This window comes from Pandoraea sp. NPDC090278, from assembly GCF_044772185.1.
Taxonomy (GTDB): Bacteria; Pseudomonadota; Gammaproteobacteria; order Burkholderiales; family Burkholderiaceae; genus Pandoraea.
This window is the reverse complement of the sequence record NZ_JBIVYJ010000004.1, coordinates 227,166-240,094: the sequence shown is the minus strand read 5'-3', so window position 1 is coordinate 240,094 and position 12,929 is coordinate 227,166. Positions and strand designations below refer to the sequence as shown.

Below are 12,929 nucleotides of genomic sequence, written 5' to 3'. Positions count from 1 at the left end.
AGCGTCGGATATCAGCCGTGCACGACGCCCGAAGTATCGCTTTCTGACTTCCCGAAAACCACCTTTCGGTCATAAAGCAATGACGCGATACCGGAAATCGAAACGATAGTGTTCAAGAGGGGCATGATGGCCGGTTGCGCTAGCGTTGCAAGCACATTAGCGATCACTGCGACAGAAAGCACAAGTACCGCTATGCGCCAGATGACTTTCGTACAGCGTTCCAGGCTAATTGCCAAGAAGAAAAATCCGAGGGCCATGAGGGATGCGTTTGCGATGACCGTCGCAACCACGGAAATCTTTTGCATCAACGACATGTCAATCGCTGAATAATTTGCCTCAAGTAACATTAACAAGAGACCAAATACGTTAATTACACATAAATAGCAAAAAGCAATCTGTGCAATCTGAAAATTATCTTTATTTGATTTCATTTTTAACGAACACTCACATTACTCAAACATGACGCTTCGCCCCAACAGCGCTCGACTTCCGCATCGCCTTGTGTCCACGCACGACCGAGATCACTCCCCCAACGGAGAGGATGCCCAGCAACATCGGAAGCGGCCCGGGTTTGACGGTCATTAACTGCGCACTCCAGATCAGATTCAGCAAGAAGACGCCTAGCGTCACTCGCCAAAGCAACATGGTGCACGTGGAGAGACGCCTGGCTATAGCGTAGTAACAGGCGGCCGAGGAAATTTGGAAAATTAAGGCGATCGCGAGGATGAACGACCGTTGCCCGGAGGAAAATCGATCATCCAGAGAGTACGGACTGACACCTGCCAACAAGATGAGCACATCCAAAATGCTCAACATCGCCAGCAAGTAACACGCCACCTCCGCAAACGCGAAACTATCGTCGCCCACGAAATTATCGAAATTCTTGTCAAGCTTCATTTCTTTGCGAACTGGCAATGAGAGGATTCTTTTGCGATTCATGTACCACAACCTAAATTTCGCCTCAGGGTTGGAAATAACCTCATCGAAGAGATCACGGCCGCGCCGATGAGCAGAGAAAATATATATAAATAATTTCCAAGTCCTTCAAGATATCTTTCGCCCCCACTTGAACGAGCGTCGGCGGCCCGCCTCAACTCCAGTAGTTTCACGCTCTTCGTCAACGTCGATGCCGACCTGCGCGCATCCACCGAAAATTCACCGTCAGCGTCCCTTGCATCAAGAACGGAAATTCAATCGCCGCGCACTTTGGCATCATATGCACTAGCGCGACGTCTTCAACGAAATCGTCCGACAGCGCAAAGATCAATGCGCGATCGATCTTTAGCGTATTAGTCATACTGAAACGGCGTGGATGTCACACAGAGTTCTGTGGTGCGGCCGTCGATTGATTGGGAAAAGCACCTAGATTGGGCAGCGTGTGTATGGGGAGAGCAACGGTGCTTAGTGCCACACCGGCGATCGCGGGCGTTTCTCGAAGAAATTCCCTGATCATGTATCGGAGTTGCAATTTAAAATTAGCAAGTTACTTGCGAGTCTGACGGCACCATCCTAATTGCACCCACATTCTCCGCCGAGACTACCAAAAAGTGACGTAAAGTCGAACGATGAATAACAATTCCCCATATCAATCTTGGTGTCTTATATGGATGACCAACGCCCATATGATCATGGAATCTAGCCAGTCTTTTTAATCAAATATGAACTAGTCCGACCATTTCTTGTGCCGAACTCGAGAAGGTAATCCCCTGGCTTTACATCCATCGCTGGCTTCGAGAACGGTGACCATGCGCTATTAATTGATCTAGAGTAATACAACAACTCCAAACTAACGTACGTAATTGCGCCAGACTCTTTTCCGCAATATATTGATTTCCCTATTCCTCGATCCCTACCGCTACACTCTTTTCCGGTAATGATGAAATTATCCTCTCTCTTCTGGTGCCCCACGACAATCAGATTATTGCCCCGGACGCTCACCGTGAACGAGGTCACCGAGAAATCATCTTTGCGACTATCCACAATTGAATATTCACCGATCAGTGCTGCCGAAGCTCGATCGAAATCCTCTCGTTGCTGGGCAATAGGCCTTTCATCCACTGACACCGAAATGCAAGCAGACATCATCAAAGAAAATATTGGAATAAATATCAACCCGCGGATTTTAAAAATTTTCTTCACCACCATATTTTTTCCCGACAACCAAAAAGCACGATCAAAATCAATTATTTCTTTCATATTATTAATAAATCACAAAAACACACACCCAATAACTCAAAAATTCAATCAATTAATTTAACGAAATCAACCACCAAATAATCACATATATGAATTTACTTATTTAAGATCGCGATAGACACCCACTCACGGCAACATCTGCCATAAATCCTCATTCCGATGTGCGGATTACCGTCGCGTCCAGGTCCGTTGTGTCGCGCTTCAGGTTCGCCAGATCCTGCTCAGGTTCGCATCATCTGTGTCAGCGTGATCGCGGCTTCGCGCACGCCGCTGTAAGTCGCCGCGTGTTCACTGTCGCTCTCGGACTGCAGCGGCATCGGGGATATGCCCCCTGTTCTTGCCCAACTTCGGATCTCTCGTCTTTCCTCCTTTCCGCTGTTGGCTATACGCAAACACGTCACAATTTCGCAATTCAGGATTTACCCTCTCGCTCTTCGTCGTAGCTTCTTCGAGCCTTTTTGTATTCATTATCGAAAGGTCGCACATTCAAAAGTCTTGCCCGACTGGACAGCCCACCAACGGCCATCATCAGAAAGCCAAGTAGTGCGAGAAACACGCCCAACGGCCCCGGAGAAACATATTTAAATACAAAACAAGACAAAAGAATTCCAATAAAAATTAAAAAAGTACAGACCCATCCAGAAAAATTTCCGTTTTCTATTACCTTCACAATCCCTCCTTAATTCTCAACCTTACCCCACCAAGAATTTACCGATCCCTTCAGAAATTTTTAATAATCACTTCCGTTAAATTTATTTGCAACCTCGTTGATTACAGGACTGGCCATTGGATACTTAGAAGACAAGCGACTGGCTAAGAATGCGCTGCCACCGTCCACCCAATACTGACCGACATCTGGTTTCGCAATCTGCACAACCGCATTGGCCGCTAATTCCGTTGCGCTGGCAGCAAATGCCGCCAAGGCAAATCCTCGGGTGTAAGGCGATGGAAACGCTGCTAGCGCCTGAAACGTCGCAGCTGCTCGCCCCGACCCAGTGGCAATGCCATCTCCAACATAGGCAACGCCTCCGCGAAGGTCCATCTTTACAGGCGTTGGCTCATAGTCAAAACTGCTCGGCACCTGGCCCGGCAGCGCTGTTCCGTAATTCGCCATGATGTATGCCTGAAGCGCGTAATTTGGCTGCGTAAGTGATTGAACGACGAGCTCGGTTCCGTTTTCGTTCATGATCCCGGTGTTGGTCCACCTCGCCCCCGGGTCTCTTGGTGTGCGTCCGTTCAGCTCTTCAGCTAGGCCAACTGGCACATATCCCTCACCGTCCTTGGAAACGCCCATCAGCCGCAGCTGATCCTCGACTTCCGACTGCGTGTAACGGCCGTTACTCTTTTCCGCAAGGTGCTTGGCCAGAACTCGCTCATCGGCACCGTATTCCGTGTACAACTGCCGATTAAACCGATCCGTATTAAACCCCGTGAACGCCCCCGAGCTTCCCCCCGCCGCTGCACCCACTGCCGTTCCAATCCCTGTCGCTACAATCTGCGCCAGTGCTTCATCGACGTCTGCATTTCCCGTCGGGCGTGAGTTCTGGATGTCGGCGCTCAGCTTGTTCAGCACGTCGCCAAGCTTCGACGTCGCGCCAGCGCCTAGCGCACCGCCCAAGGCATTGCCTCCGCCCAAGCCCGCTACGATTGCGCCGCCAGCGGCGTGCATCAGCGCTCGGTAGTCGCCGCCCTCCTTCCAGTTCTCCGCTTCTTGCTCGTATTGCGCTTTCAGTTCCGGATCGGTGGTCTTTTCCGCAAGCTTCTGTGCCTCATCCTCTTTCTTCGACGCGTACGTCCCGATATCCCTCGCGACCGCTTCCCCCGCCGCCGTCGCGGCCGACATCAGGCGCGATTGGTCGTTCAGCAACTCCTGCAAATCCGGTGTGCGGCTCACCGTCCCATTCAGATCCGTCGTGTCGCGCTTAAGGCTCGCCAGGTCCTGCTTCTGGTTCGCTCCGTCCGTCAGCGTGATCGTGCCTTCGCTCACGCCGCTGTACGTCGTCGCACTCTCACTACCGCTCTCGAACTGCGGCAGCATCGGGGATATGCCGCCCTTGTTCTTGCCCGATGTCGGGCCCGTCGTCTTCTTCTCAGTGCCGCTATTCGCGATGGAAAATCCACCACCGAAGCCAAAGCTGTTCGCGCTGTATTCCGAGTGATTCTCGATGTCGGAGAACGTCAGCGTGCCCGTCGTCAACTGGTTCTTCGACGCCTCCGCCGTACTCGCGATGTACGCCCCCTTCAGGTCCGTGTTGCCCGCCACATCGACGTCGAACCCGCCAGCCCCCGCCTGAATGCCCGACTGCTCCACCACACCCGCATAGTTTGCGCTGGCATTACCCCGCGAATAACTGAAGCTCCCAGACGCACCGCCTGAACTCAGATTCAATCCACCGCTCATGCTCTGTTGATGCGCTGAACTCTCACTCGTGTCCTGCACGCTCGCGATGTTCAGATCACCGCCCACGCGCGCAATCACCTTATCGGCATTCACGTTCGCGCCGACGATATTCGTATCGCCACCACTCACGATTACCGCCGTGTTGCTCGCGTTGATGTGCGTGTTGTTCTGGAAGGTCGAATCCGAATTGGCATCGCCATTACCTCGCGACGCCGACGCCGATACCCCCACGCCGCCCGTACCGACCGACACCCCCAAACTCCCGCTCTTCGATTCGTTCTCGCTGCGTGTCGACTCAGTGTCGGTGCTGTGACGCAGGTTCACCTGATTCGTCGCTTGCAGCAGTACGTCCTTCGCATCGATGCTTGATCCGATGACGTTGACGTTGCCCTTGCCACTCGCGGCATCGCCCGTCGCAATGAACGCCGCCGTGCCGCCCGCTTTGATCTGACTCGCCACGTTCTGCGTGCTGTCGACCGACGACGTCGACTTGCTGCTCGACGATCCCCAGCTAAGCTCCACCTTCGCTTCCGGCATCCCGCCCGCACCCAATGTGTCGAGCACCTTACCGGCCTCGCCCACCGCACCATAGGCGCCGCTCGCGGCCGCATAACCGCGCAACGCCGACACGCGCGCGTCGCCGCCGGAATCCACCGCTGCATTCACCTGACTGTTGACGTTCTGCACCGCATCGATGACCGGCGACTTCAGCGCCAGCGTGAAGCCCGAACTCTTGTACTCGTGCGACTCGTCGTGATGCACCCGATTGACCGCCGATTCGATGGAGACGTTTTGCCCGATACCGGTCACGTCACCACCCGCCATCACATCGCTACCGCGCACCGACAGATCCCCGCCCGCCACCAGACTGACGTTGCCGTCCAGACTTCCGACAAGACTGCCCGTGTGCGTCACACTGCTGTCGTTGGTTCTGTGCCGCTCCTCGTTCTTGCCATAGGAAATCCCGATGCCGCCTGAAGACCCAAGGCCCGAGTGCTTCTTCTCGTGGAACGAACTGCTCTCGCTCACGTTCTCCGACGTCTCGATTCGCAGATCACGCCCGGCCTGCAAGGCGACGTCATTCGTGCCGACCACGGTGGAGCCGATCACGCTCAGGTCCCTGCCCGCCGTCATACCAATCGCATCCGCGGAGACGGTCGACCCCACAGCAACGGTTTGATGCGAGCGCATTTCGGACGTTTCCTCCGACTTCGACAGGAACCCCGAACTGCTGTTGTGTTGCCAGCGATAGCTATCGTGCGTTTCAGACACAGCGCCAATCGTGATGTCGCCCGTCGCCGCCAGCGCCGCCGTGCCCGTGCCTTGTGAAGCCACAGTCGAGCCTAGAATCGTCAGGTTGCCCGTGCCGGACGTCTGCGCGACCGGTGTCACCCCGTGAGCACCGAGAAGCTCCCCGGCGACCGCCGTCTGCCCCGCGCCGACGATCACGTTGTTGCCCGCAACGACTTGCGTGCCGCGCACGGATTCGTCGAGCGTGGAATCGACGAACTTCAACGTCCCGCCGTACGAGCGTGCATCGTGCGTGTACGAATCCGTCGCGGCATTCACCGTCACATCGTTGCCCGCAATCACCGTCACGTTCTCGCCCGCACTGAGCGTGGCGGCATTGAGCGTGGTATCGCGCCCCGACACGGTCGTCAGATCGCCGCCCGACGAAATCGCACTCCCCACGTGCTGCGTAACGATATCGCTGCCGCCATTCTTGCCATCGCGAGTGCCGACGGTTTGCGACTGCCCCACCGCGAGCGTATTCAACTGGATGTCGCGCCCGGCGGCCATGGTCACCGAACCATCGCTCGCGACCGCACCGGCATTGAGCGTCACGTCGCGATTCGCGATGAGCGTCGCACTGTTCGACGCCGTAATGAGTCCAACCGATCCGATCGATGTCGCCGATGCTTTCGAGGCGAACCCGCCGGTGTCCGTCCCCGCCGTTTGCGTCAGCGTGGTCGATTCGTTGATGAGATCGCGCCCCGCGCGCACTACGACGTCCTGGCCGTCGATGCGACCGCCCGTGTTGCGAATGTCGCCCAACGACGCCAGCGCCGTCGTGCCACGACTGCCGACAGAACCGAAGTTGACGATGGCGTCGCCCAGCACGGTCGTCGCAACATCGCTCACAATGCGTCCGCTATTCTGGATGTCACTCGTTGCCGCAAGCTTCACGCTTGCGCCACCCACCAACGCGCCAGTACTCGCCAGATCGACGGTGTTCGCCTGAGCTAGATAGACCTTCGGCACCAGAACCGACTGCACTGAACCGTCCGGCAGCGTGACGTCTTGCGACACAAGCCAGACGAGATCGGTCGTCAACTGCTGCATCTGCACGTCGGACAACCCAACCCCCACGCTCAGATCGAACTGCTTGCCATACGCCACGCCATTGCCCAGCAGCGCCGTGTACTGCGCGAGATAGTCCGCGTTGCCGCCAAGCAGCGTCCTGCCAGTGAGCGCCGTGATCTGATCCCGCACGAGTTGCGTTTCGTAAAACCCGTCGCCAAGACGCTTCTGCGTTTTCTGCGGGTCGAGCCCGAGTGCGTCGAGCATGTAATCGCTGGAGATGAATTTTCCGTACTGCGTGAAGCGAGGATCGGTTGCAACGAGATAAGTTTGCTCCGGCGCCGGACGCAACTGGTACAACGGACTACCCGGCAACGTCAGTCCCGGAATGCCGCCCGGCAGGGTGATAAGTCCCGACCCGCTACCGTTACCGCCCGTCACACCGGTGTCGCCGACGGTGCTTCCTTGCCGGTCGACGCTCGATACCGTGATCGTCTGGCCGCTGGTCTCCACGGTCTGATTGCCCACGGCAATCGCCGGGAGCGAGGCGACCGTGGTCGGCGGCAGTGGCATCACCGGATACGCGACGTCGAGCTGCTCGGAATCGCCACCAGACTTCTGATGCCAGTAGAAGGTCGATATCTGCGACTGCTCGATGCGCTCCTGCAAAGCGATGCCCTCATCACGCACCGCGCCGCCTTGCGCACGACGAATCAGGTTGCCGCCTGCCGTCATCAATGACGACTGGTTACGTATCTCGCCACCATCCGCATTGATGCGAATTGCGCCCTGCGCCTGAAGCTTGCCCTCGGTCGACGCACTCACCAGTTCGTCGCGCGTGCGCGTCGTCGTGACAACGCGCTTCAGTTCGTTGTAGTCGCGCTGATCGATGCCGAGGTCACCGCGTGAGATGGCTTCGTCAGGACGAATCATCGTGGCCGGGTCCCAGTCGGGCCAGAACGTAATGCGATAGGTCGAACCGTTGTCGACGATACCGTTGAAGTGCTGCACGGCACGCGTTGCGACCTCACGCGTCTTCGTGCCGGGCGCACAGTTCCCGTGGTCATCGCACGGCCCCAGACCCTGCGTCGTCGCATCCGAATAGGTTTCGATGATCGGCGTCGTCAGACCGAAGGTCATCGCCGCCATGTCGAGATTCGTCACCTGCGATTTCGGTAGTTCGATCGTCACAGGAAGCGCCAGACGTTCGAGCAACATCGACGAGATGGGCGCATGCCCCGCGTTCCAGCTCCACTCGGGGAACGTCTTGCTTTCGTGCCACAACGTTTCGTCGCCGCCGATCAGACCGGCCGTCCACAAGCCGAAGGTCTTCGTCTCGCTCTGCGGCGTACCCGCTTGCGTCACGACGCTGGTGCGCTTGTTGTCCACCACGCGCGCAGCGATATCCAGATTGCCATCGGCGACGATGCTCGCCGAGCTGTTCGTCAACTGCGCCGACTGATTGGCGAGCATCCCGGTGGCGTCGCGCACGCCGTCTCGCGCGATTTCGATATCGCCCATGCTGTACAGCAACGCGCCGTCGCGGTTCACCACGGCGTTGGTCGCATACACGGCAAGCCGACGCGTCGCGCCCATGATCGCGGACGGACCGACATTGTCGACGTCAACCGCCTCGACCTGAACATCGTTGCCCAGTACACCGTAGACATTGTTGAAGGTGTTCGCCTTCAGACGAACCGTATCGCCGCCGATATTGCCTTCGTTCGAAAGCAGACCGTCGGTGCTCAACTGCGTCGTTGCTGCATTGATCAGACCGCCCGCACGGTTGACGATCTGCGCGGCGCGCACGTTGAGGGTGCCCGGCGCTTCGAGCACGCCATCGTTGACGAAGCGCCCCTTAGACGTCACCGTCAGCGCGCCATCGGCGCGCAACCGGTTCGTCGACGCATTCACGTAATCGCCGCTCGCCGCGACCGTCAGGTCGCGACCGGCGGTCATCTGCCCGGCACCGGTCATCGCACCGCCAACACTGACGTCCCGATTCGAGCGGACGATACCGCGCGTGTTATCGAGCGACGCCAGTTGCATGGCCACGTCGCCACGGCTTTCCATGACGCCGTCCGTATTCGTCACGCGTGCGCCGCCCTGCGTCATCGTCAGCGAAGCGCCGCCGAAGACTTGACCGCCGGTGTTATCGAGCACATCGCGAATGCCGAGCACCACATCGCCCCCGCCGACCACTTTGCCGCCCGCCACGTTGGCAACGGAAGCCGCATCGACACTCAGCCGACCGTTGCCACCCAGCGTGCCACCCGAGTTGTCGATCGTCGTTGCGGCGGCGACTTCGGCATCGCCGTCCCCCGCGTTGACTATCTGGCCCAACGCGTTATCGATGGTCTGCGCGGAGACCGTCAAACGGTCGTGCGCACCGTTCGCACTGACGCGCCCGTCCGAGTTGGTCAGTGCACCGCTGGCGCTCACGTGCACGTCGCCGGTCGATTGCATCGAACCGCTCGTATTGTCGATATCACCGCCCGCCGACACCGAGAGGCCCTTGTCCCCGAAGACGACACCGCCATCGCGATTGACGAGATTCCCCGCCGTCGACACCTGCACCGCATCGGCCGCGCTAAGTTCGCCGCCCGTGTTGTTAAGCCAGGCCGCTGTCGTGCGAAGTACACCGAGCGTCCCCACCAGTCCGTTGCGGTTCGAAATGACGCCTGACGACGTCAACGCGAACTGCCCCTCGCCGAGATGACTCACGGTCCCGCGATCGTTTGTCATCTGCCCCACGTCGAGGGCGAGCGATCCAGCGTTCGTCGCCATCGTCCCGCCGGTGTTATCGAGCGCACCACCCACCCTCATCGTCTGATTCGATGCACCAAACTGCTTGATCTCCCCTGAACGATTGGACGCGTCGCCCGATACCGTCAGCGACAACGCATCGGCGTGCAAACGGCCGTTATCGTTATCCAGCGCGGCGGCGGTGATCGTCGACGCCCCCGCAGAGATCGATCCCTGACGATTGACGAGTGCGCCGTCGAGCATCACATCGAGACGCTCAGCGACCAACGTTCCGCCCGTGTTATCGAGCGCTCGCGCGGCCATCGTCATGGCTCCACTGGCGAGCGTTTGCCCGGCGTTCACAAGCTTGCCCTCGGTCGTGAGCGTCAGATCGCCCGCGTGTGCGGCGATCACACCGCGATTCGAAACGCCCACGCCGTTCTCGGTGCCTTGCAGGAAGATACGCTGCGCATACATGCCGCCCAGTTGCCCCACGTCCAGCGCAACGTCCGGCACGTCCGCATCGCCCGCCGTCTTTTGCACGGTCAGACGCTCGTGATCGACGCGATTCGTCCCCGTCACTACGTTGAGTTGTTTGGCGTGCAGCGCGGCGTTGACCTGCACCGCACGGGAGATGAGATCGACCTGATCGACGTTCTGGGCGTTCAGCCCGTCGCCCTGAATCACGAGCCGTCCGCCGTTGACCTGATATCCCGTGAGGCTACCGTCCGGCCCCATGATGGGCGTGCCCGTGGTGAGCACACCACGCGTGGTGTTGATAAAGCCGCCGCCGTCGACCAGTATTCCGGCGCTGTTCGCCACCACCACCTGCGCGGCTTTGCCAGCGACTTCCAGATACCCGCGCAATTGACTCGGGGACTGACTGTTGACCTGATTCAGAATGACGCGGGCCGACTGGTCGCGAGCGAGATTCGGGTTGCCGTTCACGTACCCGGCCTGCTGCGTATTCACGAGCGTCGACGAATTATTCAGGATCACACCCTGACGCGGCACGTCGAACTGCGAGTACACATTTTTCGACACCCCCGCAGCCGTGGGCGCCGTAATGTTCACCTGCTGCAAACCATTCGCGGTCTGTACCACGCTCGGCCCATTGGCCCCCGGCGCGGCCACCACTTGTGCGCGCGCTGCCACCGGCGCAATGACCTGAGCCAGCACCAGCGCCCGAACCATCGCGCGCTGCAACCCTCCTTCCCCACGACTGCCCCGAACCCCATTGCGGCCTTGCCCGTTCACGTGTGCGTTCATCTGATCTTCTTGATTTTTAAGACGATTGCGAGCGGGTCTTAGCCCCACGTCTTGCGTCTTGGATACCAACTTTCGCCGGCGGGAATTTTCTGAAGATCGGAGTATCGGTTTGGTCGCGGGACGTTCCTTCAGAAAGTGGAACAAATTGGGTTGCATCCCAAAAAATTCGCGCAACAGGAACGAACGCGAGGGGCGTCGATTAGATTTCGACGCCTAACTTATGCGCTTCATCATGAAAATCGCTTCGCGTCGTTCCCCCACGACGATCCGCCATCTGCTATGCGCAGTGGCGCTGTCGTCCCCTCCCTTGCTGCCGTTCGCCAGCGCACAAACGCTGTCGCCCGCGGTCGACGCCGCGGCGAGCAACGCCCGTCAACAGCAGCTTCTGGAGCAACAACGGCAGGCGCAGGAACGCGCGGCGGCCATCGACTCCCCGGGGGTACGTTCCGAACTGCCCGACGCACAGGGATTTCCAGCGATCCCTGAGGAAACTCCCTGTTTTCGCGTCGAGACATTGGTGCTGGAAGTGCCAAGCACACTTTCCGAGGCTGCGCAGGCTGCGGGAGCCTCGTCGCTCGACCTCGATCCGTTTGCTTTCGCACAGCGCTGGCTCGATCACTATCGCGGCCGCTGCATCGGCAGCCGGGGCATTTCTGCAATCACCACCGGGTTGACGCAAGCCATTCTGGCGAAGGGTTACATCACGACGCGCGTGCTTGTTCCGGAGCAGGACCTCTCGTCCGGCACGCTCAAACTCTCGCTCGTCCCGGGCCTGATTCGGGAGATTCGTTTCTCCGACCCGTCGCAATACGGCACCTGGCGCACGGCGTTTCCGACGGGGGCGGGCACGTTGCTGGAACTGCGCGATCTCGAACAAGGGCTTGAGCAGATGAAACGTCTTGCGAGTCAGGACGTGACGATGCAGATCGTGCCGACCGATGTGCCGGGCGAGAGCGATGTCCTGATCGAAGTCGACCGTGCAAAGCGCTGGACTGTCGTCACGTCCGTCGACAACAGCGGCTCACGCGCTACCGGGAAACTGATGGGCAACGTGGCACTCGGCGTCGACAACCCGCTAGGACTGAACGACATCCTGAACGTGGGCGCGACACGCGATCTGGCATTCGCCGACAAACGCTTCGGATCGAATGGATGGAACGCCTTCTACTCGATACCGTGGGGCTATTGGACGGCGAGCATCTCCGCCTACACGAACCGATACCACCAACAGATCGCCGGGATTAACGAGACCTTCACGACGAGTGGTGAGTCGCAGAATCTGGACGCCAAACTCTCGCGCGTGCTTCATCGCAGTCAGCAAAGCGTGCTCAGCGCGCATGTGAGACTGAGCAAACGCTTCGGACGAAGCTTTATTGAAGATACCGAGATCGATCAGCAGTACCGCAACCATACGTTCATCGAATTCGGTCTCTCGAATCGGCGCTATATCGGCGCAGGACAGTTCGACGGCAGTCTCACTTATCGACGGGGCATTCCAGGATTCGGCGCAGCCGCAGACAATTCATTTCCCGGCGGCCCCACTTATCGGTTCGGCGTGACCGTCCTCGACGCAAGTCTTCTGATGCCGCTCGGGCAATTGCCGCTTCGGTACGTGACGACGTTTCGCGGCCAGTTCACCCGCGACACGCTGAATTACATCGATAGTCTGTCTATCGGCAGCCGCTACACCGTGCGGGGTTTCGACGGAGAATCGTCGCTCGCCGCCGAGAGGGGGTTTTACTGGCGCAACGAATTGCAGTGGACGATGAAGAGCGGCGGCGCGTTCGATGTTTCGCTGTTCGCGGGCGCGGATTACGGGCGCGTAAGTGGCCCGAATGCGCAGTATCTCGCTGGAACGCAATTGGCAGGTGCCGTCGTCGGCGTGCGGACGAACGCCCGTCTGCCGTTCGGCTTCGTGGCCAGCGAGCTCTTTGCCGGTAAGCCGATCGTTAAGCCCTCGTCGTTTCAAACGGCTCGCACGACGGTCGGCTTCTCGCTCACGGCACAGTATTAACGC

The 12,929-nt window shown here is 58.6% G+C and carries 6 protein-coding genes; 1 reads left to right on the top strand and 5 read right to left on the bottom strand.

The features are described 5' to 3' along the window. Nucleotides 1-11: 11 nt before the first annotated feature. From ACIQWO_RS16185 to ACIQWO_RS16165, 5 genes are all read right to left on the bottom strand, one after another. Nucleotides 12-431, bottom strand: a complete 420-nt coding sequence (locus tag ACIQWO_RS16185) for a hypothetical protein (protein WP_402825937.1) — start codon at nt 429-431, stop codon at nt 12-14. A gap of 22 nt (nt 432-453) precedes the next feature. Continuing rightward, complete coding sequence (locus ACIQWO_RS16180; RefSeq protein WP_402825934.1) at nt 454-939, bottom strand: hypothetical protein; 486 nt, start codon at nt 937-939, stop codon at nt 454-456. A gap of 696 nt (nt 940-1,635) precedes the next feature. Continuing rightward, the gene (locus ACIQWO_RS16175; RefSeq protein WP_402825931.1) at nt 1,636-2,196 is read right to left on the bottom strand and encodes a hypothetical protein; all 561 of its coding nucleotides are present in this window, start codon (nt 2,194-2,196) and stop codon (nt 1,636-1,638) included. A 412-nt stretch (nt 2,197-2,608) separates the two neighbouring features. Continuing rightward, nucleotides 2,609-2,866, bottom strand: coding sequence for a hypothetical protein (locus ACIQWO_RS16170; protein WP_402825928.1), 258 nt, complete (start codon nt 2,864-2,866; stop codon nt 2,609-2,611). Between the two features lie 60 nt (nt 2,867-2,926). Further along, entirely contained in the window at nt 2,927-10,912 is a 7,986-nt protein-coding gene (locus ACIQWO_RS16165) for a hemagglutinin repeat-containing protein (protein ID WP_402825925.1), read from the bottom strand. Between the two features lie 232 nt (nt 10,913-11,144). Here ACIQWO_RS16165 and ACIQWO_RS16160 point away from each other — a divergent pair, with 232 nt between their 5' ends. Next, on the top strand, nt 11,145-12,926 hold the full coding sequence (locus ACIQWO_RS16160; RefSeq protein WP_402825922.1) for a ShlB/FhaC/HecB family hemolysin secretion/activation protein: 1,782 nt from the start codon (nt 11,145-11,147) through the stop codon (nt 12,924-12,926). The last annotated feature ends 3 nt before the right edge of the window (nt 12,927-12,929 follow it).

Bases quoted from the DNA above. Each gene is read 5' to 3' on its own strand.
- ACIQWO_RS16180 (WP_402825934.1), bottom strand. From the start codon at position 939: ATGAATCGCAAAAGAATCCTCTCATTGCCAGTTCGCAAAGAAATGAAG.
- ACIQWO_RS16185 (WP_402825937.1), bottom strand. From the start codon at position 431: ATGAAATCAAATAAAGATAATTTTCAGATTGCACAGATTGCTTTTTGC.
- ACIQWO_RS16160 (WP_402825922.1), top strand. From the start codon at position 11,145: ATGAAAATCGCTTCGCGTCGTTCCCCCACGACGATCCGCCATCTGCTA.
- ACIQWO_RS16165 (WP_402825925.1), bottom strand. From the start codon at position 10,912: ATGAACGCACACGTGAACGGGCAAGGCCGCAATGGGGTTCGGGGCAGT.
- ACIQWO_RS16175 (WP_402825931.1), bottom strand. From the start codon at position 2,196: ATGAAAGAAATAATTGATTTTGATCGTGCTTTTTGGTTGTCGGGAAAA.